The 22,725-nt window shown below is 53.5% G+C and carries 23 protein-coding genes, 1 tRNA gene and 2 pseudogenes; 13 read left to right on the top strand and 13 right to left on the bottom strand.

The window, feature by feature from the left end:
- Window positions 1–89: 89 nt before the first annotated feature.
- From ACFDAU_RS01480 to ACFDAU_RS01465, 4 genes are all read left to right on the top strand, one after another.
- The gene (locus ACFDAU_RS01480) at window positions 90–428 is read left to right on the top strand and encodes a hypothetical protein (RefSeq protein WP_413438307.1); all 339 of its coding nucleotides are present in this window, start codon (window positions 90–92) and stop codon (window positions 426–428) included.
- Window positions 429–473: 45 nt separating this feature from the next.
- Entirely contained in the window at window positions 474–1,160 is a 687-nt protein-coding gene (locus ACFDAU_RS01475; RefSeq protein ID WP_413438306.1) for a class I SAM-dependent methyltransferase, read from the top strand.
- Window positions 1,161–1,326: 166 nt separating this feature from the next.
- Window positions 1,327–2,406 carry a c-type cytochrome gene (locus ACFDAU_RS01470; protein WP_413438305.1) on the top strand — a complete coding sequence of 360 codons (1,080 nt, stop codon included), beginning with the start codon at window positions 1,327–1,329 and terminating at the stop codon, window positions 2,404–2,406.
- Entirely contained in the window at window positions 2,403–2,861 is a 459-nt protein-coding gene (locus tag ACFDAU_RS01465) for a DUF302 domain-containing protein (RefSeq protein ID WP_413438304.1), read from the top strand. Before ACFDAU_RS01470 ends, ACFDAU_RS01465 begins: the two co-directional genes overlap by 4 nt.
- A 2-nt stretch (window positions 2,862–2,863) precedes the next feature.
- Here ACFDAU_RS01465 and ACFDAU_RS01460 read toward each other — a convergent pair whose 3' ends face one another.
- Both ACFDAU_RS01460 and ACFDAU_RS01455 read right to left on the bottom strand, forming a co-directional pair.
- Complete coding sequence (locus tag ACFDAU_RS01460) at window positions 2,864–4,360, bottom strand: sensor histidine kinase (RefSeq protein WP_413438303.1); 1,497 nt, start codon at window positions 4,358–4,360, stop codon at window positions 2,864–2,866.
- The gene (locus ACFDAU_RS01455) at window positions 4,360–5,076 is read right to left on the bottom strand and encodes a winged helix-turn-helix domain-containing protein (protein WP_413438302.1); all 717 of its coding nucleotides are present in this window, start codon (window positions 5,074–5,076) and stop codon (window positions 4,360–4,362) included. Before ACFDAU_RS01455 ends, ACFDAU_RS01460 begins: the two co-directional genes overlap by 1 nt.
- Window positions 5,077–5,214: 138 nt before the next feature.
- Here ACFDAU_RS01455 and ACFDAU_RS01450 point away from each other — a divergent pair, with 138 nt between their 5' ends.
- Window positions 5,215–5,829, top strand: a complete 615-nt coding sequence (locus ACFDAU_RS01450; RefSeq protein ID WP_413438301.1) for an RNA polymerase sigma factor — start codon at window positions 5,215–5,217, stop codon at window positions 5,827–5,829.
- A 90-nt stretch (window positions 5,830–5,919) separates the two neighbouring features.
- Here the strand turns inward: ACFDAU_RS01450 and ACFDAU_RS01445 are convergent, their stop codons facing one another.
- On the bottom strand, window positions 5,920–6,123 hold the full coding sequence (locus ACFDAU_RS01445) for a cold-shock protein (protein ID WP_124704489.1): 204 nt from the start codon (window positions 6,121–6,123) through the stop codon (window positions 5,920–5,922).
- Between the two features lie 284 nt (window positions 6,124–6,407).
- Between ACFDAU_RS01445 and ACFDAU_RS01440 the strand changes: the two genes are divergently transcribed.
- Window positions 6,408–6,483 (top strand) — tRNA-Ala (locus ACFDAU_RS01440).
- 182 nt (window positions 6,484–6,665) lie between these two features.
- On the opposite strand, the gene ACFDAU_RS01435 is transcribed toward ACFDAU_RS01440, so the two are convergent.
- A complete protein-coding gene (locus ACFDAU_RS01435) occupies window positions 6,666–7,208 on the bottom strand; it encodes a hypothetical protein (RefSeq protein WP_413438300.1) in 543 nt (180 codons plus the stop codon).
- A 96-nt stretch (window positions 7,209–7,304) separates the two neighbouring features.
- On the opposite strand from ACFDAU_RS01435, the gene ACFDAU_RS01430 reads away from it, so the two are divergent.
- The 4 genes from ACFDAU_RS01430 to ACFDAU_RS01415 all read left to right on the top strand — a co-directional run bounded on the left by ACFDAU_RS01430 (window position 7,305) and on the right by ACFDAU_RS01415 (window position 10,301).
- Window positions 7,305–7,637 carry a hypothetical protein gene (locus ACFDAU_RS01430; RefSeq protein ID WP_413438299.1) on the top strand — a complete coding sequence of 111 codons (333 nt, stop codon included), beginning with the start codon at window positions 7,305–7,307 and terminating at the stop codon, window positions 7,635–7,637.
- 200 nt (window positions 7,638–7,837) lie between these two features.
- The gene (locus ACFDAU_RS01425) at window positions 7,838–9,298 is read left to right on the top strand and encodes a MobA/MobL family protein (protein ID WP_413438298.1); all 1,461 of its coding nucleotides are present in this window, start codon (window positions 7,838–7,840) and stop codon (window positions 9,296–9,298) included.
- 169 nt (window positions 9,299–9,467) lie between these two features.
- Window positions 9,468–9,878 (top strand): conjugal transfer protein TraD, encoded by a 411-nt coding sequence (locus tag ACFDAU_RS01420; protein WP_413438297.1) that lies wholly within the window; start codon window positions 9,468–9,470, stop codon window positions 9,876–9,878.
- A gap of 90 nt (window positions 9,879–9,968) precedes the next feature.
- On the top strand, window positions 9,969–10,301 hold the full coding sequence (locus ACFDAU_RS01415) for a hypothetical protein (RefSeq protein ID WP_413438296.1): 333 nt from the start codon (window positions 9,969–9,971) through the stop codon (window positions 10,299–10,301).
- A 152-nt stretch (window positions 10,302–10,453) separates the two neighbouring features.
- Here ACFDAU_RS01415 and ACFDAU_RS01410 read toward each other — a convergent pair whose 3' ends face one another.
- Window positions 10,454–11,722, bottom strand: coding sequence for an AAA family ATPase (locus tag ACFDAU_RS01410; RefSeq protein WP_413438295.1), 1,269 nt, complete (start codon window positions 11,720–11,722; stop codon window positions 10,454–10,456).
- An 85-nt stretch (window positions 11,723–11,807) separates the two neighbouring features.
- Entirely contained in the window at window positions 11,808–12,065 is a 258-nt protein-coding gene (locus ACFDAU_RS01405; RefSeq protein ID WP_413438294.1) for a hypothetical protein, read from the bottom strand.
- Between the two features lie 400 nt (window positions 12,066–12,465).
- On the opposite strand from ACFDAU_RS01405, the gene ACFDAU_RS01400 reads away from it, so the two are divergent.
- The 3 genes and pseudogenes from ACFDAU_RS01400 to ACFDAU_RS01390 form a co-directional block, all read left to right on the top strand.
- Window positions 12,466–13,509 carry an AAA family ATPase gene (locus ACFDAU_RS01400; RefSeq protein WP_413438293.1) on the top strand — a complete coding sequence of 348 codons (1,044 nt, stop codon included), beginning with the start codon at window positions 12,466–12,468 and terminating at the stop codon, window positions 13,507–13,509.
- Entirely contained in the window at window positions 13,484–15,982 is a 2,499-nt protein-coding gene (locus tag ACFDAU_RS01395) for a S8 family peptidase (protein ID WP_413438292.1), read from the top strand. Before ACFDAU_RS01400 ends, ACFDAU_RS01395 begins: the two co-directional genes overlap by 26 nt.
- Before the next feature lie 157 nt (window positions 15,983–16,139).
- Window positions 16,140–16,397: pseudogene (locus ACFDAU_RS01390) on the top strand (site-specific integrase); the annotation flags it as partial.
- 258 nt (window positions 16,398–16,655) lie between these two features.
- Here the strand turns inward: ACFDAU_RS01390 and ACFDAU_RS01385 are convergent.
- The 7 genes and pseudogenes from ACFDAU_RS01385 to ACFDAU_RS01355 all read right to left on the bottom strand — a co-directional run bounded on the left by ACFDAU_RS01385 (window position 16,656) and on the right by ACFDAU_RS01355 (window position 22,718).
- Window positions 16,656–17,114, bottom strand: a pseudogene (locus ACFDAU_RS01385) (DUF1688 family protein).
- A gap of 22 nt (window positions 17,115–17,136) precedes the next feature.
- Window positions 17,137–17,445: an integration host factor subunit beta gene (locus ACFDAU_RS01380; RefSeq protein ID WP_413438291.1), complete on the bottom strand. Its 309-nt coding sequence runs from the start codon at window positions 17,443–17,445 to the stop codon at window positions 17,137–17,139.
- Between the two features lie 295 nt (window positions 17,446–17,740).
- Window positions 17,741–19,096 carry an amidase gene (locus ACFDAU_RS01375; protein ID WP_413438290.1) on the bottom strand — a complete coding sequence of 452 codons (1,356 nt, stop codon included), beginning with the start codon at window positions 19,094–19,096 and terminating at the stop codon, window positions 17,741–17,743.
- Between the two features lie 20 nt (window positions 19,097–19,116).
- Window positions 19,117–19,929, bottom strand: a complete 813-nt coding sequence (locus ACFDAU_RS01370) for a sulfite exporter TauE/SafE family protein (RefSeq protein ID WP_413438289.1) — start codon at window positions 19,927–19,929, stop codon at window positions 19,117–19,119.
- A 133-nt stretch (window positions 19,930–20,062) separates the two neighbouring features.
- On the bottom strand, window positions 20,063–21,043 hold the full coding sequence (locus tag ACFDAU_RS01365; RefSeq protein WP_413438288.1) for an ABC transporter substrate-binding protein: 981 nt from the start codon (window positions 21,041–21,043) through the stop codon (window positions 20,063–20,065).
- A 32-nt stretch (window positions 21,044–21,075) separates the two neighbouring features.
- Window positions 21,076–21,933 carry an ABC transporter permease gene (locus ACFDAU_RS01360; protein WP_413438287.1) on the bottom strand — a complete coding sequence of 286 codons (858 nt, stop codon included), beginning with the start codon at window positions 21,931–21,933 and terminating at the stop codon, window positions 21,076–21,078.
- A 2-nt stretch (window positions 21,934–21,935) separates the two neighbouring features.
- Window positions 21,936–22,718 (bottom strand): ABC transporter ATP-binding protein, encoded by a 783-nt coding sequence (locus ACFDAU_RS01355; RefSeq protein WP_413438286.1) that lies wholly within the window; start codon window positions 22,716–22,718, stop codon window positions 21,936–21,938.
- Window positions 22,719–22,725 lie beyond the last annotated feature (7 nt).

Below are 22,725 nucleotides of genomic sequence, written 5' to 3'. Positions count from 1 at the left end.
GCACCAATCCTTTGCCTTTGTGTCTGATCAGAGTGGCTGATGTGCCTCACAGTCACCCCAACCCTTGTATTTTTACGGATTTCACGATCATGAACAGACCATCTGGAATCAGGCTTGCATTGCTGGCCGTCTTATTCTGCTACGGCGCTGCGGCCGCCGCAGAAGAGTCATCGCCTGTTGTCGTAAAAGTGGAGAAGGCCATTGAACGTGGCGCAAAGGCCACCGTCAAGGGCGTCAAAATTGGTGTGGCCGCGGGCGAACGCGGAGTCAAGCGCGGCGCGCACGCGGCAGCCCACGGGGTTGAACGCGGTATGGAGGCGACATCGAAAGGCATCAAGCGCGGCGCTACCGCGACGGCCCACGCGGCCAAGACGGTGGAAAGAAAAGTGGACCCATCATCCACTTCTTCCTCGACGGCTAACCACTGAGATCGCCCGGTTTTCGGTTGGCCGATACTGTAAATACAAATAATCTTGAAACAACCTGTCATGGATGAGGCCGCCAGACGCGAGTTTCTAAACATGGTCAAAGCGCACCAGGATCGTGGTGATCCCAGCGGATGGTGCGATCAGGTGTACCGCGATGTCGGCGGTGATTTTACGGCGGTTTTCTGGGCTGATCTGGTCCCCAACCCCTATCTGATTTCATGGCTTGAAGATCACCCGATAACCGGTAACAGGCTACGTGCGATCACCATCGGCTGTGGCGTGGGCGACGATGCTGAAGCCCTGTCTGCATATGGCTACCAGGTTACCGCCTTCGATATTTCTCCTGCTGCGATCGATCTGTGTCGCCAGCGTTATCTGGACAGTTGCGTCGAGTATGTCGTGGCGGACCTGTTCGATCACCCCGAGGACTGGACGCACCGATTCGATCTGGTGTTCGAGTGCAACACGATCCAGGTCTTGCCCGGCGCATACCGTGTGCGCGCCCTGAACGCGATCGCCGCCATGGTCGCCCCCGGCGGCGTCGCTCTGGTCTCCTGCCGCAGTCGCAATACCGGAGAAAAGGAAGACGCATTTCCGCTGCCCCTCGACCGGCCGGAAATAGACGGGTTCGTGCGTGCCGGACTGCAGGAAGAAGGCTTCGTGGCTTACGATGACGATCAAGACCCGCCGGTGCCGCACTTCTTTGCCTGGTACAGCAGACCGATGGGATGAGGGCCTGAGGTGCGCGGACCATCCCTTCCCGCATACTTTCCAACTCCCTTCACGATCCGGGGGAAAAGCCGTTTCAATCTTTCGGACAGCATACCCTCTGACCCGACCGGATACTGGCTACAACAATTGATCTATATCAAACAATGTTCGGCACATCAGTTGTAATATGGAGCCACGTACCTACCAAGGGGAAGAAGTGATGCTGCGCCAATTATTGATACTGGTTTTACTCGCCGGGTTGGGGATATCCCAGGCCATTGCAGCACCTGACGGCGCAGCACTTTTTGCGCGCAACTGTGCCGCTTGTCATGGTTCAACGGGGACTGGCGGGATCGGCGTTCCGCTCGCGCTGCCGTCGTTTCAGGCCAGCATCAGCGATGACTACCTGCGACAGACTATCCGCCTGGGGCGGCCCGGCAGAGTGATGCCGTCATTCAGCAATTTGAAACCGGATGAGGTCAATGCCATCGTCAGCTACGTGCGCGCCTGGAACAAGGGGCCGGCCGTCACCTATTCCACCCAGCCGGTGAAAGGTAATGCAGTGCATGGCAAACAACTGTTCGCGCAATACTGTGCGGCTTGTCACGGCGCCACCGGGGAAGGTAGCGAAGGTACCGGCGTCACGTTTTCACGCCCGCGCGATTTACCGATTATGGCGCCCGCCCTACACAATCCCGGTTTTCTTGCCTCGGCCACGGATGCCATGATCAAGGCCACGCTGATGAAAGGCCGGGAAGGCACACCGATGGTCTCATTCATCAAACGCGGACTGAAGGAGGACGACATCAACGATATCGTCAGCTATGTACGCAGCTTCGAAAAACAGCCATTGGCAGAAAGCGCGAAGCTATTGCAAGTGGAGAATCCGGTCATTGTGCGCGACTCGCCTTATGACCTGAAAACCACGGTGGAAAATGTAAAGCAGGCAGTGAGCAACAACAATTTTTTCTATGGGCGGGTGCAAACGCTGGAATATGGGCTGACCACACCGGACAAGGAGAATCCCAAGCAAGTCATCGTGTATTTTTGCAACATCAGCCTGCTCAATCAGGCGCTGGGCATCGACCCGCGCGTGGGCATGTTCCTGCCCTGCCGCATCACCATTGTTGAGCACAACGGCAAGGTACAGGTGATGTCGGTAAATCCTGAAGTACTCAGCAAACTGTTCAACAATTCCGAACTGAATCTCCTGTGCGAACAGATGAAGAAAAACTACACCACCATCATGGAAGAGGCGACACTATGAACAAACTGATGCAGTGGATAAGCATAGTCAGTCTGACGCTATTCTTAAGCGCGCCGGCCATGGCAGAGGGTCTGCTCATGGCGCGCACGGATAACCAGTTCCCGGAGGCGATGACCTTACTGCAAAGCGCCATTTCATCGCATGGTTACAAGATCACGCGCTTGCAGGAAGTGAATGAAAATCTGGCGAGGCGTCATTTCAAAAGTGACATGTACCGCGTGGTGTATTTCGGCAAATATGACGAAATCAAACAGGTAACGGCCAAATACCCTGATCTCATCCCTTTCCTGCCACTGAGCATCACTATTTTCGCGGAAGGCGATCAGGCCATACTGGTGGCGAGCCATCCACGGATGCTGGAAGCGTTTTTTCCTGATCCGAGCCTAAAACCCATATTCGAGCACTGGGAAAATGACATGGTGTCGATCATGGACGAAGTGCGCGAATCGAAATAGAGTTAGCGCTCCGCGGGTGCGTTCATGGGTAGCCACAGCGTAAAACATGCGCCACCCTGCGGCTGGTTACTCGCCTGGACATGTCCCCGGTGCAACTCTGCCACACGCTTGACGATGGCCAGCCCCAGACCCGCGTGACCCCGGCCTTCGCGTTGCTGGCTGCCCTGGAAAAAACGCTCGAACACCTTGGCAATATCGGCGGGGGCAATCCCTGCTCCGGTGTCGCTCACTATTACAGCGATACCACCACCTTGAGGTTGGGCAGCAAGACGGATGGTGCCCCCCGCAGGCGTATAGCGCAGCGCGTTTTCCATCAGATTGGCAATGGCGCGCTCAATTAGCGCAGCATCCACTTGCGCTAGCGGCAGCGCATCCGGATAGTTGCTATCAATGTGCACACCGCGCGTTTCAGCGGCGGGTGCAAAGCGCTGGGCAATGTCGTCAATCAACTCGCCCAGATGGGTGGGCGCTTTTTCAAGGCGCACGGCGTCACTGTCGAGGCGAGCAAAATCAAATAGCGACGCGGACAAACGATCCAGGTGCTGGGCATTTTTCAATGCAACCTGAAGAAAGCGTTCGCGCTCTGCTTCACCCAGACGTTCACCGCGCAGGATAACGGTTTCCAGATGTCCGGTCAGCGAGGTAAGCGGCGTGCGCAGGTCATGCGAAATGCTGGCCACCCAGTCGCGCCGGGTGGCATCCATGCGCCGTACCCGCTGCACCTGTTCATGCAGGCGCTGCACCATGTCGCGGAAGGCGCGCGACAGATGGCCGATTTCATCACGCCGATCCTGATGCGGAAAACTGGCGGGGTCGGGAATATCCTCGATACCGGCCGCACGCACCTGGTCGGCTGCGCTGGCCAGACGGCGCAGTGGGCGCGTGATCTGTCCCATCACAATCAACACAAACAGGGCGCTGAGTATGCTCGCACCGAAGGCGACCAGCAGTGCGGTGCGGTTGGCATAGCTGGAAGCAAGTAGCTGGCCCGGATTGGTCTCCGGCGGCCGCATCAGCATGTAGAGGTAACCGGATTGCACCTTGCCATCATAGATCGGCGCGGCGGCAAACAGGCATTTCATGTCCGGGAAATCCGGGTCGCTGCCGTATATGATTTTTCCGCCGGGCTGACCCAGCAACTGCCGGATGGGTGCCAGATCAACATGGCTGCTGCCGCCTATCGAACGCTGTTTGGAATAGCCGACGCGCACCCGGCCTTGGTCGTCGATCAAATACAACGCGCTGGATGGCTCCAGCAACAACATCTGCTCAAACTGGGTTTCAATCTGTTCACGTTGAATGTGTTTTAATTTTCCCAGTTCCGGGTACATCAATGCCACGTTATGAGTGAACAGCAGGCCCTGTTGCTGACGTAACTCGTCGTTGTAAGCGCTGTGGGCAAAATGCACAGCTAAAGTAAAAATCGCCGCGATGAGTATGCAAAATCCGATGACCAGCGCGGTGATGCGTGCACGCAGGCTGTCTGCCAGCAGCCGCATCAGCTGTCAGCAAAGCGGTAACCGACTCCGCGCACGGTCAGCACGTATTGCGGATTGGCCGGATCGGCTTCGACCTTGGCACGTAACCGGTTGATATGGGTATTCACATTGTGCTCGTAAGATTCCAGCGTAGTGCCCCAAACTGCATCCAGCAGTTGCGCGCGCGAATAGACCCGGCCAGGGTTGTGCGCCATAAACAACAGCAGATCGAACTCCTTGGCGGTCAATGGGATGGGTATGCCGGACAATCGGACTTCGTGGCGCATCGTATCGATCTCCAGACTGCCTGCGCGCACCATGGATTGATCATCCTGCGCTGCGACTCCCCGCATTTTTTCGGAGCGGCGCAGCAGCGCCTTGGCGCGTGCCTGCAATTCAGGAATGCTGAACGGCTTGCCCAGATAATCATCCGCGCCCAGTTCCAGCCCCACCACGCGATCGATTTCACTGGCTTTGGCGGTCAGCATCAAAATCGGTGTGTAATAACGGGGATCGGAACGCAACGCGCGACATACTTCCAGACCGTTCAAACCTGGCAGCATCAAATCCAGCACGATCAGATCGAACATGCCGTTTCGTGCGAGTTCCAAGCCCGAAATTCCATCCGCTGCACACGTCACCTGCAGGCCCAAATCCTCCAGATGCAGGCGAATCAGATCGGCAATTTCAGCAGTGTCCTCCACCACCAGGGTGCGGCAATCATTGAGCATATCCATACCCTTTAGTCTGAGAAGAGCGCCCAACCTGACATCGAATACGCAAAATTTGTTATCAAAACGATATGTTCGCGCAACGCAGACGAGATTATCAGCCAGCAAACTGGGGTTGTCACTCAAAGCCAGCGGAGATGTATCATGCAACACAGCCAAGACGCCATTGCGCACCCCACTGCCGAACATCGCGCCTATCTTTATAACTTCGCCCTCAAACACGTTAGGGACTCGCATCTGGCCGATGATCTGGTGCAGGAAACCTTGCTCGCCGCACTACAAAGCGCTAACGATTATGCGGCCCGTTCGACCTATCGGGTATGGCTAACCGGCATACTCAAACACAAAATGCTGGATGCATTTCGGGAACGCGGGCGCCACCTGTGCCTGGAAGATGAAGCCGGCGACAATCTGCTGGAACACGATCCCGGCTCATTCAGCCTGCATCAGATAGCTGACAGCTTGCTGCCCAATCCACAAAAGGCCATGGAGATGCAGCAGTTGCTCCAGGGCGTGGACCAGGCGCTGCATACCATGCCAAAAAGTATCTCGACAGTATTTTATGCCAGAGAAATCGAGGGCGAATCTGCGCAAACCGTATCGCGGCGCTTTGCGATCAGCGAAGCCAATGTCTGGGTACGCGTACATCGCGCACGCAAGGCAATGCAAACGTTTTTGACTGCGGTCGGCCTGGATGAACGCCGCCCGGTATCGGTTATGGCGCGCGGGCAATCGCAACCCGCGTTAGCAACCGTTTGAATGTTACATAATCTTTTAGAGATTAGGCATTCAAACGTTAGGCAACAAAAAACCCCCGACCAGCGGGGGTTTTTTGTTGGCGGGTGAAACTTAGCCCGCTTGGATATTAGAGGCTTGTTTGCCTTTAGGTCCGGTTGTTACTTCGAAGCTGACGCGCTGATTTTCTTGCAGCGTTTTGAAGCCGTCTGCATTAATCGCCGAGAAGTGGGCGAATAAATCATCACCGCCATCATCAGGGGTAATGAATCCAAAACCTTTAGCGTCGTTAAACCATTTAACAGTACCTAATGCCATTTTCTTTTCCTAACTCATAAGTCGTTTGGGCGGTCGCCCGAGGTCTATCGAATCAAGAAAAAACAGGGCCAACTTAAAGTACCGCAATTTGGTGCTTGAATTCCATAGAACTTCGGCAAGACTACAGCATTTTCGACAGATGTGGGTTTATTTTTTTGTGCGCGCCCGGAATTGCAGCCGAGTATAGAAAAAATTCTCTGAACTACCAGAACCGAAGCACCTGTCAGCGTCACCTGCAGACTAGCGATTTACGAAAAATCTTCGTGTAGAATTCAGGTTGATGTGGGGACGTAGCTCAGCTGGGAGAGCGTCGCGTTCGCAATGCGAAGGTCGGGAGTTCGATCCTCCTCGTCTCCACCAGTTTTTTATATAAAATACAATGCATTGCAGCTTATATTCCCACCTTTAATGAAGCGCGCAATACACACAGTATCGAGTTTTTACGCCCCTATTGTGCCAGAATTGTGCCAGATCATTGTTCCAGTATCCTATATTGTTGCGGCATTCACTGTGCCGGCGCTGTGCCAATCACGCTTTATTCTCTATTCTCTGTAGCAGCTCGCCAATGCTTTCTCTCGAAGCGCAACCATCTTTAAAGCATATTCCCTGGACGTGGTACACCCATCCTTTATAGGAAGCCCGTGCCCAACGCCGAACGATTTCTGTATCACGGCTTCCGGAATCAACCCTCCCCAATTCGATTCAGCTTCAAGCTGAAATCTCTCCACGAGCTCTTCACGCGAGGGGACACCCGAACCATAAACGTAATTTTCATCTTCGTACTCTGCTCTTTTTGCCGCTTCAATTTCAAGACTTAATTTATCTAACAGTCTCTCGGCGCCTGCTTTAGAAATACAGTTACTTTCTAAAGCCAGCTTGGTCGTTTCACGAAGTTCACTGAAAGACATGGATCTGGAGCCCTTCCCCTTAACTTGTTTGAACGAGCGCCAAACACGTCCATCACCACCTATATCTAATTTTTCTTCCAACTCTATTCCACTAGTGATCTTTGTGTGGGATTCGACAAGACCGACGAATTCCAGGGTCTTCGCTTTTCTCAATTTTTTTATATTCTCAGAATCCATAATTCTTCTCCGCGTGCTTGTAAAACAATGACTTATTTTTTGTATTACTTTTTGTACCTAGATGTCTGGAATAAACAAAACAATAATGATTTCACCATGAACAATCTGGATGACAAAAAAATGAACAATACCATCACGCTTGATATTTATCAGCTGAGCGCAGAAATCCATTTAGCCGAAAAGACTATCCGATCAACGTTGGTTCGTAACCCCCAAGCCCTGCCACCGCGCCTGCTGATCCCCGGTCAGAAAAGACTGCTTTGGCTGCGGACGGATGTTCAAGAATGGTATGAAAAGCAAGTCAAAATCCATGGGTCAAACCCGCGTTTTTCTTCCTTACCAAAACCCACCGATGTCCAAAATGCTGGTATTAAAAAACCAGGTCGGCCAAAAAAGACCATGAAAATTACACCAAAAATTGATTCTTGAGATCAATGTGTCATGACTACCCCATCGAATACCTCGCGAGTTACTCGCGTCTCCCTAGTACAGCCAAGTCCAAAAAAGCCAAGTCAAAATCCGTTTCCAGAGAAGGTGATTTTGACTGATCCATGTATTGCTGAAGATGAAGCTGCCGAAAGTTGCACGGCTGCTGCTTATGCCATAGCAAGTGATGGTGGTTAACGAGAATGGCTTCTTATCACCTGACGATCAAGGTTGGAAAGCGGGGAACTGGCGGCAGCCATTCTGATTATATCCAGCGTGAAGGCGCATACAAAAATTACCATGCCGGCGAAGATCTCGTCCATGTCGAGGCAGCCAATATGCCAACATGGGCTAAGCATGATTCCAGTGAATTTTTTAGGCAGGCCGACCTGCATGAAAGAAAAAACGGTTCTGTTTACAGAGAGTTTGAAATCGCCATTCCCCGTGAATTTACCATCGAGCAACGTATAGAGTTCGTCCGAGAATTCGTCAGGCTGGAGATTGGCGACAAACACCCCGCCATCTGGGCGATCCACAATCCAGTCGCAGCGATTGCAGGAGGCGAACAGCCCCACGCCCACATCATGTTCTCCGAGCGCACGCTTGATGGTACCGAGCGAGACCCAGAACAGTTTTTCAAACGCTACAACGCCAAATCACCGGAGAAAGGTGGTTGCCAGAAATCCAACGCATACAGCGGCGGACTCAAAAGCGACGAGCGGCGCTCGGCCATCGTTGATTTACGAGGGCGGTTCGCCGATCTGCAAAACGAACACCTGAAGCAGCACGGCCACGATGCGCGAGTCTCGCATCTGAGCCTCGCAGCGCAAGGCATCGAACGCGTCCCGGAAAAGCATCTGGGCCCGGTCGCCAGCCGCGACCCTGGGCGGGTCATCCTGTTGCATGAACACCGCAGCGCTGCGTTTCTCTCTGAGTTTTATCAGCAACGCGCAGCATCGATTGATACAACCGGCAGTCTCACGGCTGCCTTACTCGAAAGGCAAGACAATGAGCGAAAACGAGCCGCAGCTTTTGAACGCATTGGAGCAAATCTCACAACAGCAGATAACCATAGCCGTGCGACAAAATCAGATTTGGCAGGCAATGGACGAGCTGGTGAAGTCCTTGCAAATGCCGCCGCAAACTACCAGCGCCATCGAGCAGTTGGAGAAGCTGCTCAAGCCATTGTCCGGCAACTTGGCCGAGCTTGCCAGGAAGTTGCCCGAGCCACGCAGCACCTCACAGTCATCGCAAAAGAGCGAGACCTAGCACCTCACTTTTCCTTATCCGAAAAGAATGTTGCAGCGCTGCCTGCGCAGTCTGCAGAGGATGAGCGCAAAGAACTTGAGGCCAAGTATGCCGCGCATGGTGTGGTCAGACAGTTCGATCATTCCAGGGATGCCGAGACCATCGGCCGTATCGTCGAAACCACCACCCTCCATATCGTAACCAGCCTTGGCCGCGATCATTTCGCGGTCCACGAGCGCGCAGCATTTCAGCTGATTGGCTACGATGGCGCGGCCACCGGTGAGGACAGGTTCGCCGAGGGTAATCGGGCAAGATTTAGCTACAACAAAAATCCGGAGCTGCGCAAGGTAATGATCGAGGAACTCAGACCGGAATGGATCAGTAAACATGGCCGCAATCACGGCATGCGACGTTAGTTGCGTGGCTTTTATTTTCCACGGAGTGGCGCACGGTTTCTCACGTAGGGAGAAACGGCTAAGTGCGCCTCTCAATGAATTGAGAGGATTAATCGCGCGGCGCAACGTGCTTTGAGCTGGCACCCATAGGTACATGGGTAATTTACATTTCGTTTAAGTGGAGAACAACATGGCAAAAGATTGGAATGCGGATTTTGTGGCGCGGGTAAAAGGCCTGAAGTCGATGAACGAACAGCAACAGCTAATTGTGCTGCTGTTTGAAAAGCGCAATCGAAGCAAAGACGAAGAGAAAGAGCTTGAGCTACTCCTCAGGGCAGAACGCGCCAAGGAAAGAGCAAAGTCAGCCGAATTGGCGGCGGTGAAACTACTCGGCTGTCGCAAAGATGCCGAACGCAAGGCGCGCAATCACCGGCTGATCCAGCTCGGCCTGCTGGTGGATATGGCCGGACTGGAGAGCCGAAGCCGGGGTGAAATCCTGGGCTGCCTGCAATCGCAGTCCGCTATTCAAGATGACAAATGGGCGGAGTGGAAACGGCGCGGCGATGCGCTGCTGGCCGAAAAAAATGCCGAGCATGGCTAGGCTGGAAAATACCTTAATCACCCCAAATGATGACGAAGTCCGCCCAGGCGTTATTGCCCAAGGTAATGCTTAACAATAAGGAGATTGATCATGAACGAAAAAAGAGCGATGACAATGAAACAGGCAAGAGAATCCGGTTTGTTGACCGAGTCTGCTTATCTACCCCCCATGGGGGAATGGATCGGCAAACTGTTAGCCAAGTGCTGGGGCAACTCGCGCAACCTGATCTGTTTCTTTGAGGATGTTGCCACCGGTAAGAAATATAAACTTTCCGTATTCAGCAACGAAGGAACACTCTACCGCCCAAAGGATGATGGAATCGATTTTTCTGAACCAGGCATAGAAGGCCAGGATTATGTAATTGAGACCGCACTCAGCTCGAAAGGAAATCCTGCGTGGCTTACCGCGACGCTGATTGAATGAGAGGAAGTGACATATGCGGCAAGTTGGACACCCTCCCCCAACTTGCCGACGACGATTTATCATGCGCCAGAAAACCGCCTGCTTGCATCACCAGCATCACGTCTAGTTTTCTTCTGCCGAGACGCCTGATTCGACATCAACAATAAGCATCCTCAGAGAAACCCCATCCCTGTTCTCCTGCTTGCGTGCAGAGCAAAGTCGGCCGGCAAAAGCTTGTCCCGGTCTGCACGCAGAGCATTGCCCACCGCAAATCGGATTGAGCGCGAATAGGACCTCAGGTCATTGTTCGCCAGAGTGGCGAGCATATCCGGGTCGGCGCCGAGGGCCACTCCTACCGAGTCGCAGTAATCGCTAAAAATCTGGCTCGCCACATCCCGCTGTTGCGCTCGCGTGAACGACGGCACATTAATCACATGGAAGCGCGACGCCAGCGGCGCGGATATTGGATTATTGCCTGTGGCAATGAACAGGATGTGAGACGCATCGAATTTCAGCATCATGCATTCATCCTTGAAGGACCTGGCCGTCTCGGGTTCCAGCAGATCCAGCAACACTGGCTCGATCGGATCGCCGACGTGGCCAGCGATTTTATCGATTTCGTCCAGAAGAATGACCGGCGAGCAATAGACATGACGGGACAACGCGAAGAAGATCTCGCCGGGCATCGCTTCTCGGTAGTGTGCGCTGCTGCCATTGATCGAGAAAGCGCCTTGCAGGCCTCCCGCGCTCAATTTTTCGAAGGCCACCCCCAGAGTCTGGGCCAGCGCCGCAGCGAAAAACGATTTCCCCACCCCCGGCGGGCCTGACAACAAAATGGGCGGTAAACGAAATTCGCTTCCCGGCAATCGGGATTGCAAACGCAGTTCAGTGTCGATCAACTCGATGGCTTCCACAAAATTCGGAAATTTGACGCGCAACGCACGCAGCCTGGCGTCGATACCGGTGAGCAGCGCATTGTTGAAATTGAAACGCGACCGCTTCCGGCTACGTGTTTTGGTGAAAGTCGGCAGATAGCGGGCGCCGCCATTTTTGAGTACGTCGTCAAAGGCATCCTGCACCTTGGTAATGCGATCTGAATGACCACCGGTCCATTTTTTGAGGGCCGCTTTGACCGAGTCGATATCGAATATCTGTACCGGTTCAGTATCGGGCGTATCCGGAAAATTCAGCTTGATGGATTCTTCGAAATAATCGTAGGATTCGATGGGGATGCGATCCCAAGGATGCGGTTCCTGTGGCGTATCGGCTTTGGCTGCGGCCTGTGCCGCTTCGCGTATTTTTTCTTCCATCGCCTCCCTTTGTTCGGCCATGCGTGCCTGGTGGAGTGATACCGGCACCAGCAACTTTCCTTGCGGGTCGATGATAAAACCCGCATCTTTCCCATCGGCGAGACGTTTTTTAGTAGAATTGGTATTGCTCATGGTGATTTCCTTCCTCATAAAAGTGATTTCTGTGAGCCGGCGACGGATGCGCTAACATCCGTCGCCACCTCTTCCCGCTTTTCCCTCATCCAGCGTTTTCGATGATGAGGATCTTTCCCTGCCGATCCAGCTCCTGTAATGCCCATTCGATTAATCCCACGATGCCGGGCGCCTGCGGCCCCAGCACGGCGGCCTTCAGTCGGTCGTTGGTGCCGGCCGGTAATTGCAGCAGCAGTTGTTTGGCCACGTCACCGCGACGGATTTTGCCTTTCACGATCACCCGCGTGTCGTCCTGGAATCCGTTTGGCGGCGTTGTATTGGTGAGTTTGAAAAATGGCGGCATGGTGGCTCCTTGCATTAGGCTATAGGTGCAATACTAACATAGTATAGAATACTACCTAACATATTTATTATGTCGATCACAAGCCCGATCCCTAAGTTCTGCGATCAATCTGAATTAACTTATTTCGTAGCCAAGGATGCTCTGAACAGCCCGCTCTTCGGCCTCAACCGACATTCGTCGGCATCGCGGAATTGGTGGCGAATGACCGTAATGTGGAAATCGGCGGAATTCACACCCTGCTTGGAAGAGACAGCCGAGGCGCATTCGTAGAAAGTCTGTTACATAGCAACAGCGGCTGTTTATAAGTGGATGCCATCTGGTTCAGTCTACTCCTGAAGCTATAAAGTACTGGTTCGGCCAAGGTATAAGGCTGTACTATCACACTGACAAGGCGGGGAAAATGGCTAGTGCAGAACAACTGAAGGCTCTTTTGAAATCCCACATCGAGGGCGATGAGGGGCGTTTTTTCTCTATAGCTATGCAAGTCGCAGCTCACGAGGCCAAGCTGGGGCATGGCAAGCTCGCAGAAGAGCTCCGTGACATGATTGACTCCGCCAAGAGCCATAGCCAAACAGCAGGGTCCACCCGCAATCTCGTGCCCCTGAACAAACCACGGGGAGAGCTGGCTGGCCTACTTTCTGTGTCTTATCCTAAAACACGTCTCGCAGACATGATACTTGACGAGAGCGTGTCCGAGAAACTCAGGCGCACGATCAAAGAACAGCGCCTTTTTTCCAAGTTACAAGAGCATGGCTTATCCCCCCGGCGAAAACTCCTCCTCGTCGGCCAGCCGGGTACTGGGAAAACCATGACCGCTTCGGTATTGGCGGCTGAGTTGGGAATACCACTGTTTTTGGTCCGACTGGATAGTTTGATCACGAAGTTCATGGGCGAAACCGCCTCCAAGCTGCGTCAGGTATTTGATGCCGTTGGCAATGTGCGTGGAGTCTACTTTTTCGACGAGTTCGATGCTATTGGCTCGCAAAGAGGAATGGCCAACGATGTAGGCGAGATTCGCCGGGTACTCAACAGCTTCTTGCAGATGATCGATCAGGATCAGTCGAATAGCGTGATCATCGCCGCTACCAATCATCCCGAAATTCTGGATTACGCTCTTTTTCGCCGTTTTGACGACGTGATTGAATACGGCCTGCCTAAGCAGGAACAGATTGCCGCAATGCTGAAAAGGCGGCTAGTCGGATTCAAGTCGGGAAAGCTTACTTGGCGGAAAATTGCTGATGAGGCTGCCGGACTGAGCTACGCGGAAATATCTAGAGCAGCTGATGAGGCCATTAAAAATGCCATCATCCATGAGCACGCGTCCATCGCGGAAGGGGATTTGATTCGCACGCTTGCGGAACGCAAGCTCATGAGACACAAGCTAACGGACAATATTGAGAAAGGGAGACTCATTAGTCATGTCGGTTCGACCCCAACAAAATAAGCGTCCGCACCTCATTCTTTCCGATACCGCCAAAACCCAAGCATTTACCGCCCGCTCCTCGCCGCAGGGAAAGTCCAAACCTCCACCGGAGTTGAATCGTATTCAACACGGGGAGTCCCTTCAAATACAACTCCAGGCAATTGAATCTACCTCACAAGAATTGGTTGCTAAGCAGCACGAGATTGGACTAGAAAGCGGCTTAGGCTTACAAATTCAGTTTCGAAGCCAACCTGACATTGAATTGGCGTTTAAGAGTCTTGCCTTTGAGCCCAGCCATATTGAACTGCTGAGCATTAACAGGGACGGCGACTACACTTACGCCAATGTATTTGTGCCAGAAGGCAAGTTGGCCCATTTCGAGAAATATGTCGCAGAGTACCTTGATGAGAATCAAGACAGGAATGGAAAGGCGCGGCATACAGCTCTGCTAAACACCATCGAATCCATTCGATCTGCAGAGCTTCGCGCCCTCTGGACAGATGATCTTGAAATGCTCCCGCAGAATCTTGATGAAGTTTTCTGGTGGGAAGTCTGGTTGCCTGCGCGTAGCGAGCGTGCCCTGGTGATGGGGGATTTTCGCAAATTAGCTGCTAAGGCTGGCTGTGAGGTTAGTGACGGGCACGTGGACTTCCCCGAACGAATCGTCATGCTTATGCATGGCTCGCAACGCCAATTCTCCCAGTCCGTGATGACCTTGAACTGCGTGGCGGAGCTCCGTCGGGCAAAGGAAACAGCTGAGTTCTTCGATGGCATGGTGGCAGAAGAACAGAACGCCTGGAAGGATGAGCTACTCGCCCGTTCCACATTCCCTCCACATCAGGACAACGTCCCTCGTGTTTGCTTACTCGACAGCGGCGTGAACCGAGCCCACCTGCTTCTTGCCCCTGTGCTGACGGTACAAGACATGCATACCGTCAAACCCGCCTGGGGCACTCACGATGAGATCAACCATGGCACTGGGTTGGCTGGGGTCGCTACCTATGGCGACTTGACCGACGCGCTAGCCGCTGCGGACCCAATCCAAATTGACCATCTCCTGGAATCAGTAAAGCTTGTTAAGAATCAGGGTGGGAATCCTGTAAACGCTGATTTTCATGCAGACCTTTTCGGGGACGCGGTTAGCCAGCCGGAAGTTGATTTCCCCCATCGGGCTCGGGTATTTAGTTCCGCTGTAACCGCCTCCGACTACCGGGATAGAGGTCGCCCTTCTTCTTGGTCGTCCATGGTGGATAGGCTAGCTGCCGATGCGGATGGAAACGGGGCTTTTCCTCGGTTGTTTGTGCTATCCGCTGGAAACATCAGAGACCAGAACGCTTGGATGGACTACCCGGCTAGCCTATCTACCAATCTGATCCATGACCCAGGCCAAGCATGGAATGCCTTGACCGTAGGAGCATTCACCGAAAAGATCGATACCGAAGACGCCGCGCTTGTACCCGTGGCAAATCATGGGGAGCCCAGCCCTTTCACCACAACGTCTGCAACTTGGGACAGGGCATGGCCACTCAAACCTGACGTAGTCTTCGAGGGTGGGAATGTCAGCAAGCTCGCAGGATTTGCTGCCACGCAACCCAGCCTCAGTCTCCTGACTACCAATTACAAGCCCGTCGAGAGACTTTTTACTACTACCAATGCCACCAGCGCCGCCTCGGCCCTCTGCTCTCGCATGGCCGCGCAACTGATGGTTACCTACCCGGATCTCGTACCCGAAACAATTAGGGCATTAATTGTTCACTCCGCCCAATGGCCTGATGCCATGCGGCAGATGTATCTGCCAGCCGCAAAACCCACCAAAAACCACTATGTAAACCTAATCCGCCATTGTGGCTGGGGGGTTCCAGACTTGGAGCGTGCGCGCTGGAGTGCCGCCAACTCACTAACACTGATCGCGGAAGGTGCCCTCTATCCCTATAAGAAACTCAAAGGTGAGGGGGTCAAGACCCGTGACATGCACTTGCACCAGTTGCCCTGGCCCAAGGAGGAACTGGAGGGGCTGGGTGGGGTGGAGGTCCAGATGCGGGTCACGCTATCCTACTTCATCGAACCAAATCCATCAGCGCGCGGCACTGCCTCCAAATTCCATTACCCCTCCCATCGGCTGCGTTTCGATGTCCGACGAGCGCAAGAATCGATTGATGACTTCCTTGCCCGCGTTAACGCGGCTGCGGCTTTGGAAGAGGACGAACAGGCCGTCAACCCAAAAGACCCGAATTGGTTGTTAGGTGGCCAGCAACGCCACAAGGGTTCCCTGCACCAGGACGTGTGGACGGGTACCGCAGCCGACTTGGCCAGCCGAGGCTATCTGGCCGTCTACCCTGCTATGGGTTGGTGGCGCACCCGACCTAAGCTGGAGCGCTTTAATCTGCCCGCTCGTTACAGCCTGATCGTCTCGATCCTCACGCCAGAGACCGACGTGGATATCTACAACGCTGTCGCCGTGCAGATTCCAGTGCCGGTAGCCATCGAGACCTGATTCTCCCGGCACTTTAAGTTCGTTGGACTAAACCGCTCACGCGGTAGTGATGTGCGATCAGCAGTGGGTGATGCGAGCGCTGGTGGTTTTGCTCAGGTGCGGAAACTACCAATGTTGAAGATGAGGCAATCCGCCTCTTTTTTGACAGGAGCAAGCCATGGACTCATCGACATCCCCGGTGATATCGCCGTTGCGTCAGCGCATGATCGACGACATGCGGATGCGCAAATTCACTGCCAAGACACAAAACGGTTACCTGCGCGCCGTGAAACGATTCGCTGGGTTTCTCGGCCGCTCGCCTGATACGGCCACCGTAGAATATCTGAGGTGGTATCAGTTGCACCTCGTCGATACCGGCACTTCGCCGATCTCGCTCAATGCCGCGATTGCCGGATTGAAGTTCTTCTTCGACGTCACGCTCGATCGTGCCGAGCTGATGGCCAAGATGCAGCCCGTTCGTGTCCCGCAGAGACTCCCCGTAGTATTAAGCCGCGAGGAAGTGGGCCGCCTGATCGCGGCGTCTGGCAACCTGAAGCATCAAACGGCACTGTCGCTTGCCTACGGAATCGGTGTTCGTCTCTTCATTCCGCATGAAGGTCAATTTGTGCTGGATCAGTGGATGAGTGAGCAGGTTGAACATTTTTGTCATCACATTTTCTCGATTCACAGAGGGTCAAAAAACAGTGCCATCGCTGGCGATTCGTACCGGCGGGATGCCTACTACCGGCCTGCGTTCCGCGGCGATCCTGCGGAACGCAGTCCAAGTGCCGCCTTCCAATATGCGTGCCAGCGGAAACCCGTCGGCGTCCAGATCCAACTTGGTACGCACCGCGTGTGCCAAATGGTCGAGCGCAATCACCGTCAATGCACGTCACTCCACCACAGCAGCTTCGTCGACCATCATGCTGTCGGTAAAAAATCCCGGATTGCGCGGCACCAGCAAATCGAAATCCAATAACAAGCAGTCATTGCGATATTCCGGCAGACCAGTTAACTGGTCCAGTCCGACGATCTTCAATCCACTTTCTTCCAGCGGTTCGAGCAACGAATAGGTGAGCCACTGAGTGAGTTTGTGGAACGGCAGTAAGCCATCGCAGGCACCAGAATGCCGCCAGCAGTCACCAGCGATCACCGTCAAGCGATATAAAAAGAGATTACTCAAGAAAATGCAGTGGCTTCAGAGGTAAGCGACCAACTCGCTCCCTAAGTATCTTGCCAGCCTTGAAGTGAGGAACCCATTTTTCCGGTACCAATACTGATTCCCCCGTCTTTGGGTTGCGCCCGATGCGAGGAGAACGGTAGTTCAGGGCAAAGCTGCCGAAACCGCGAATTTCAACACGCTTGCCCTGCGCTAAAGTCATCTGAATGGCGGCGAGTATCTCCGCTACGACCAACTCGGTATCTTTCTGGATCAGTTGAGGATAGCGACTGGTCAAGCGTGCAATGAGTTCTGATCGTGTCATGGTCAAATTCTATCGTGCTTGCTGGTTTCAGAACGAGTATCGGTGCCGCGCCTTGGGACAGGCATTGCCTACGGAATCACCAGATGCTGGCTGACCTCGCATGTTGAATCAAGTGCCAGATTGGCCCGCCATATTCTATGTTGTTTGATCCACCCAATAGATCGACGACCTATGCAACAACGAAAATTGTATGCATGAAAGTAGATCAGTGCTCGATGCAAAAAATTGAGCAATTTGGCTCAATCTGTAAAGGGAATCGACATGTGCTGATGTTCAACTGATTATGGACGAGAATCTAATCCAGTGGAAAACCTGCGTTATATCCTATTTGTTGGTTGCACCAGGCGGCCACTTTCAACGTCTTGCTATCGTTCAGATACGGACCCACCACTTGCAGGCCCAACGGTAACCCGTTTGGCCCATGCCCGACGGGGAAGCTTATGGCCGGCACACCCATCAGGGTCCAGATACCGCAGAAACTCGCATCGCCGGTGTCGCTCAAGGTTTTCGGCGCTTCCCCTGTTGCAGGGGGGGTTACAATGCCATCAAACCTGCCGAATAAGTCTGCTAGCTGCGCGCGCATTTCCTCGGCAGCCTTCAGCGCTTCAAGGTATTGGACAGCTGAAATCTTAAGCCCGGTTTCTATCAGTAAATCCAGCGGCTTGCTGGTTTTCCCCGGGTACTGCGCCTGTAGAGGAGCGTAGATTTGCGCGCCTTCGGCGAACAGGATAGTCCTCAACACATCAAGGGCGCGGTCAAAGGAGCTCGGCAACTCTATCCAATGTACCACCGCGCCCGCCTCGGCAAGCTGCACCACGTTCTTTTTGAACATGGCTTTCTGCACGTCGTCGGCCAAATCCCATACAGGTGTTTGTATCGCTGCAAGTCGAGGCCGCTGGCCCCATTCCGTGGCGTCTGCGGAACAGGCTTGCATGGGATTCACCAAAAGACTATGGGGATCGCCGCGATCATAACCGGTCAGGCAAGAGGCAAGGAATGCAGCATCCCCTACTCTACGTGCGAAAACGCCTACATGATCCAGCGTTGGACTCAGGGGATGAACCCCCGCTCTGGAAATAAGGCCATAGCTGGGTTTGTATCCCACCACCCCGCAATAAGCTGCAGGACGAATGACGGAGCCAACCGTCTGTGTGCCGAATGCCGCCGGCACGCAGCCGGCGGCAACTGCGGCAGCCGATCCGCTCGACGAGCCGCCGGGAGTATGCCCAAGATTCCATGGATTGCGGGTTTTTCCGGGATGGCGCCAGGCGAACTCGGTAGTCACTGTTTTGCCCATCACAAACGCGCCCGCAGCGTGCAGGTGCTGAACAACAGTCGCGGATTGAGAAGGAACATGCCCGGCATAGATGGGCGACCCCATCGAAGTGGGCATCCCCCTGGTCGAGACAATATCTTTCATTCCCAACGGGATACCGTGCAAACAGCCGGTCGGCTGCCCGTCAGCCAACTGACGGTCGGCTTCACGGGCGCATTGGAGTGCGAACTCCGGATCCAGCCACTCCCACGCCTTAATCTTGTCCTCCATGCTTTCAGCTCGGGCTAGACAGGCGCGAGTCAGCTCTTCGCTGGAAAAACTGCGCTCGCGTATCCCCTTTAGCGCGTCCAATAAACCGAGTTCATACAATTCCATTCTCAATACCCTTTTTATTCTTACCCAAAGAAAATAATTTTTATGCCGATGCCGGCTTGCAGGGTGGCAAGCCCGTATTTCAGGTTCTGTGGAGCCATCCGTAGTGCCAGCTTTGTTCCGTAAGGCACCGAAATCAGGGAGGCAACCCCCAGTATCAGCATTGCCGGCAGGAATATCCAACCAAGTGTTCCAGTCTCTATCGAATGGCTGCTCCACCCTTGATACACGTAGTCCGAGGTACTCAATAATGCAGAAAATACAATTGCGGCAGCGGAAGAGGCAATCGCCTTATGTATCGAAACGCGTGCCAGCAGAACCAGCGCCGGCACCAGTATGGCGCCACCGCCCACGCCAAACATTGCCGCCAGAAGTCCAGCCAAAATGCCTACAGCGAAATACGTGGCCCGACGTTCAGGTGCTTCCTGTGCAACGCGGCTCAACGGGTAAACGGGAGCAATTGTCAGCAGGGCAAGCAGCCACATCAACAACCCAAACCCCAGCCGGATCGTACGTTCGTCAGCCGCCAACATCAGATGTGCACCGCTGGCGGTTCCGGCAATCGAACCGAGTACCACCCAGCGCAACAACCCCCAATCTATCAGTCCCTGGCGCCGATATTCCCACGTGGTTTTGGCACCGCTAAAAATCATGACGGAAAGACTTGTGGCAATCGCAGTGCTAACCGCCACCCGCGGTTCCCAGCCCCAAGACAAGAACGAGTGATAAAGAATCGGCACCATGACTGCTCCACCCCCGATTCCCAGCAGGCCCGTCAAAAATCCTGCTGCCAGTCCGCCTGTCACAAAAATGGAAACAATCGCGAATGTCAGCATATCGAGCTTAGATGGTGGGTAAGTCGCCCGAGCTTTGGGGCATGGAGTGGATCGACACCAGGCGCGATGGGTTCGGACAGTGAAGCCACCGACCCGACCGCGCTCTGAGTTCGGCAAGTGCGACCAGGCGACATTATTTCATCGCAATCGCTTTGTCCGAAAAGGCCGTATTAATGACCTTCTTATACGCCGGCATTTCTTTCAAGTTGCCGAGATAAACCTGGGTTTTCATGCCTGTGTCAAAGGCCTCTACCGTTGTGGCAACGCTCTTCGGATAGACACTATCTGCAATCATGCGCTTGACCGCTGAGTCAACCACTTTCGGATCCAGTGTTGGAAACTCGGCTTGGGCGATTTTCGTGGCACCCTCGGGATCAGTAGTGATATAACGCATAGCCAATTCCATGCCGTTTACAAATCGTTGAATCGCATCCGGGTCGGTATTTTTTTTAGTTGTCACAGAAGAAAACGCATATGGGCCATACATTTTCGGGAAACCGAGAATGACGTTCATACCCTTGCTGACAGCCTGATCAAGCCCTGGCTCGTACATCACCGCCACCTTGGCCTGATTGGCTAATAATGGACCAATTTCGGAGCCAATCTGGACCTGAATCATTTTCAGGTCCTTGTTAGGTTCGATACCCTTTTCCTTCATCAACTTGATGAACAGCGACGTACTCGTCGTAGGCATCATGCCCGTCGAAATTGTCTCGCCCTTTAGGTTCTCCACGTTGGAATACTTGAAACCCGGCTGCGCTGCTATCCACACAGCTGCCCGGTTGACCACATTGGAAACAATTTGCAACGGCGCACCTTTGGAAATGGCGATAGCCGTCCATTCCGGGCCATGGATAGAAAAATCAGCACTACCGGAAATGACTGATGCCAGCGCAACACTGGGCGAACCCGCTGTCTGCTTCTCCACATCCAATCCTTCCTTTTTGAAAAATCCCTTATCCATGGCCACATAGAACGGCAAATACAGCAGCGACTGGAACGCTTGTGAAACGATTACCTTTTTCGGTGCCACTTCAGCCGAAGAGGTACCAGGAATTGCTGCCAAAGCAGCAATCAATAGGACAGAGGCAAACCTTGGAAATTTGAAGCTCATGGATTTCTCCCTCTTGTTGAAAAGAAACTGATTTAAACCCTAAAACGCTGGCCTGAATCGGCCTGCTTCCAGGGAAGCAGGCGGCGCTCCACGCGGTCAACTACGTAGTACAAAATGAAACCGACAAGCATCAGGGTAAAGAGGCCTACCCAAACGGTATCCAGGTCGTAGAACGAAGAAGCGGTGAAGATCATGTGGCCGAGGCCGTGCGAGGAAGAGATGAATTCCCCGACTACCGCTCCGACCAAACCGAATCCGATATTGATTCGGAAAGTGGCAATGATGGCGGGAAGGGAATAAGGAACCACGACCTTGAAAAACAATTGGTGTTTTGTCGACCCTAAAGCCAGCATCAGCGACTGCAAGTCGCGATCCGCATTTTTTGCCGCCTCATAGGCCGCAATCAGGGCAATGATGAACGTCATTGAAGTAGCCAGCATGATCTTGGAGACCATACCCGTGCCGAACCAAAGGATCACAATCGGCGCGAAAGCGATTTTCGGAACGCTGTTAATAGCGACGATGAATGGTTCCACTACCCGGGCGAAAAACGAGGAGTACCACAAAGACAATCCGAGCAACGAGCCTAGCAGGCTTCCAATCAGAAAACCTGCAATAGCTTCAATCACCGTAGCTTTGGCGTTATCCCACAGAGAGCCATTGTGCACGGCCTCCAATAGTTTGCTGAAAATTCCGGCCGGAGAACCCGCAAGAAATGCTGAAATCCAACCCCGTTCAACCACGAACTGCCAGATCAGCAAAAATGCGAATACCATCCCGAGCTGGATAGAGAGGGTCGAAGCGGTTGCCTTTAACTGTGGTGTCAAAAATTTTGCAGATTGCTTAAGTTTTTCGGCGTCGTTCGACTGTCTCGCCAATGCCTCTTCCATGTTCAATTCCCCACCTTGGTCTGAATGTCCAGCTCTGCACAAAGCGCATGAAAATATCCTGAAAAGCGGGGATCGCTGCGGGACTCGATAGGGGAGCGCTGTGAGAGGCCTATCTCGTGAACGGCTTTCACTGTGCCTGGGCGTGAGCTTAATACGACGACTCTCTTGGATAGCGCGACAGCCTCGTCAATATCATGGGTTACCAATATCACCGTCTTCTTGAATGTTTCTACGGCTTCGACCAGGACGCCTTCAAGATAAAGTCTCGTCTGATAATCGAGTGCTGAGAATGGTTCGTCCAACAGAATGACCTGCGGGTCGTAAATCAGCGTTCGAATCAGCGCGACCCTTTGCTTCATTCCACCGGACAACGCCTTCGGATAAGCATGCTCGAAGCCGGCCAACCCGTAGGTATAAAGGTATTCCATCGCAATTTCCCTGGACTCACTCAGAGGCGTACCCCGCACCTCAAGTCCCAAAACTACGTTTTCGAGTACGGTACGCCAGGGAAAAAGCAGGTCTTTTTGCAGCATATACCCGACTTTTCCCCTCAGGCCGTTTACGACCTCGCCATCCATTCGGATTTCACCCTCATCGGGATGCAAGAGCCCTGCAATGATATTGAACACGGTGCTCTTTCCACATCCGCTCGGCCCGATGATGCTTACGAAATCCTGGTCGTACACATCAAAACTAAGCTTGTTGAGCACATTGACGTCTCCACCTTTTGCGGGGAAGGTCTTTGTGACGTTGCGCAAGGATAATTTCGGAACAGCTGTATTCATTATTGGG

Origin of the sequence: Sulfuriferula sp. GW1 (assembly GCF_047300855.1) — a bacterium.
Taxonomy (GTDB): Bacteria; Pseudomonadota; Gammaproteobacteria; order Burkholderiales; family Sulfuriferulaceae; genus Sulfuriferula.
The sequence above is the reverse complement of the archived record's forward strand: the minus strand, read 5'-3'. Positions and strand labels throughout refer to the sequence as shown.

Excerpts from the sequence above, each read along its gene's own strand:
- ACFDAU_RS01420 (WP_413438297.1), top strand. The coding sequence starts at position 9,468 with ATGGCAAAAGATTGGAATGCGGATTTTGTGGCGCGGGTAAAAGGCCTG.
- ACFDAU_RS01375 (WP_413438290.1), bottom strand. The coding sequence starts at position 19,096 with ATGGAATTGTATGAACTCGGTTTATTGGACGCGCTAAAGGGGATACGC.
- ACFDAU_RS01410 (WP_413438295.1), bottom strand. The coding sequence starts at position 11,722 with ATGAGCAATACCAATTCTACTAAAAAACGTCTCGCCGATGGGAAAGAT.
- ACFDAU_RS01465 (WP_413438304.1), top strand. The coding sequence starts at position 2,403 with ATGAACAAACTGATGCAGTGGATAAGCATAGTCAGTCTGACGCTATTC.
- ACFDAU_RS01415 (WP_413438296.1), top strand. The coding sequence starts at position 9,969 with ATGAACGAAAAAAGAGCGATGACAATGAAACAGGCAAGAGAATCCGGT.
- ACFDAU_RS01480 (WP_413438307.1), top strand. The coding sequence starts at position 90 with ATGAACAGACCATCTGGAATCAGGCTTGCATTGCTGGCCGTCTTATTC.
- ACFDAU_RS01365 (WP_413438288.1), bottom strand. The coding sequence starts at position 21,043 with ATGAGCTTCAAATTTCCAAGGTTTGCCTCTGTCCTATTGATTGCTGCT.
- ACFDAU_RS01370 (WP_413438289.1), bottom strand. The coding sequence starts at position 19,929 with ATGCTGACATTCGCGATTGTTTCCATTTTTGTGACAGGCGGACTGGCA.
- ACFDAU_RS01360 (WP_413438287.1), bottom strand. The coding sequence starts at position 21,933 with ATGGAAGAGGCATTGGCGAGACAGTCGAACGACGCCGAAAAACTTAAG.
- ACFDAU_RS01380 (WP_413438291.1), bottom strand. The coding sequence starts at position 17,445 with ATGACACGATCAGAACTCATTGCACGCTTGACCAGTCGCTATCCTCAA.
- ACFDAU_RS01355 (WP_413438286.1), bottom strand. The coding sequence starts at position 22,718 with ATGAATACAGCTGTTCCGAAATTATCCTTGCGCAACGTCACAAAGACC.
- ACFDAU_RS01430 (WP_413438299.1), top strand. The coding sequence starts at position 7,305 with ATGAACAATCTGGATGACAAAAAAATGAACAATACCATCACGCTTGAT.
- ACFDAU_RS01435 (WP_413438300.1), bottom strand. The coding sequence starts at position 7,208 with ATGGATTCTGAGAATATAAAAAAATTGAGAAAAGCGAAGACCCTGGAA.
- ACFDAU_RS01425 (WP_413438298.1), top strand. The coding sequence starts at position 7,838 with ATGGCTTCTTATCACCTGACGATCAAGGTTGGAAAGCGGGGAACTGGC.
- ACFDAU_RS01445 (WP_124704489.1), bottom strand. The coding sequence starts at position 6,123 with ATGGCATTAGGTACTGTTAAATGGTTTAACGACGCTAAAGGTTTTGGA.
- ACFDAU_RS01450 (WP_413438301.1), top strand. The coding sequence starts at position 5,215 with ATGCAACACAGCCAAGACGCCATTGCGCACCCCACTGCCGAACATCGC.
- ACFDAU_RS01455 (WP_413438302.1), bottom strand. The coding sequence starts at position 5,076 with ATGGATATGCTCAATGATTGCCGCACCCTGGTGGTGGAGGACACTGCT.
- ACFDAU_RS01400 (WP_413438293.1), top strand. The coding sequence starts at position 12,466 with ATGGCTAGTGCAGAACAACTGAAGGCTCTTTTGAAATCCCACATCGAG.
- ACFDAU_RS01470 (WP_413438305.1), top strand. The coding sequence starts at position 1,327 with ATGGAGCCACGTACCTACCAAGGGGAAGAAGTGATGCTGCGCCAATTA.
- ACFDAU_RS01395 (WP_413438292.1), top strand. The coding sequence starts at position 13,484 with ATGTCGGTTCGACCCCAACAAAATAAGCGTCCGCACCTCATTCTTTCC.
- ACFDAU_RS01460 (WP_413438303.1), bottom strand. The coding sequence starts at position 4,360 with ATGCGGCTGCTGGCAGACAGCCTGCGTGCACGCATCACCGCGCTGGTC.
- ACFDAU_RS01405 (WP_413438294.1), bottom strand. The coding sequence starts at position 12,065 with ATGCCGCCATTTTTCAAACTCACCAATACAACGCCGCCAAACGGATTC.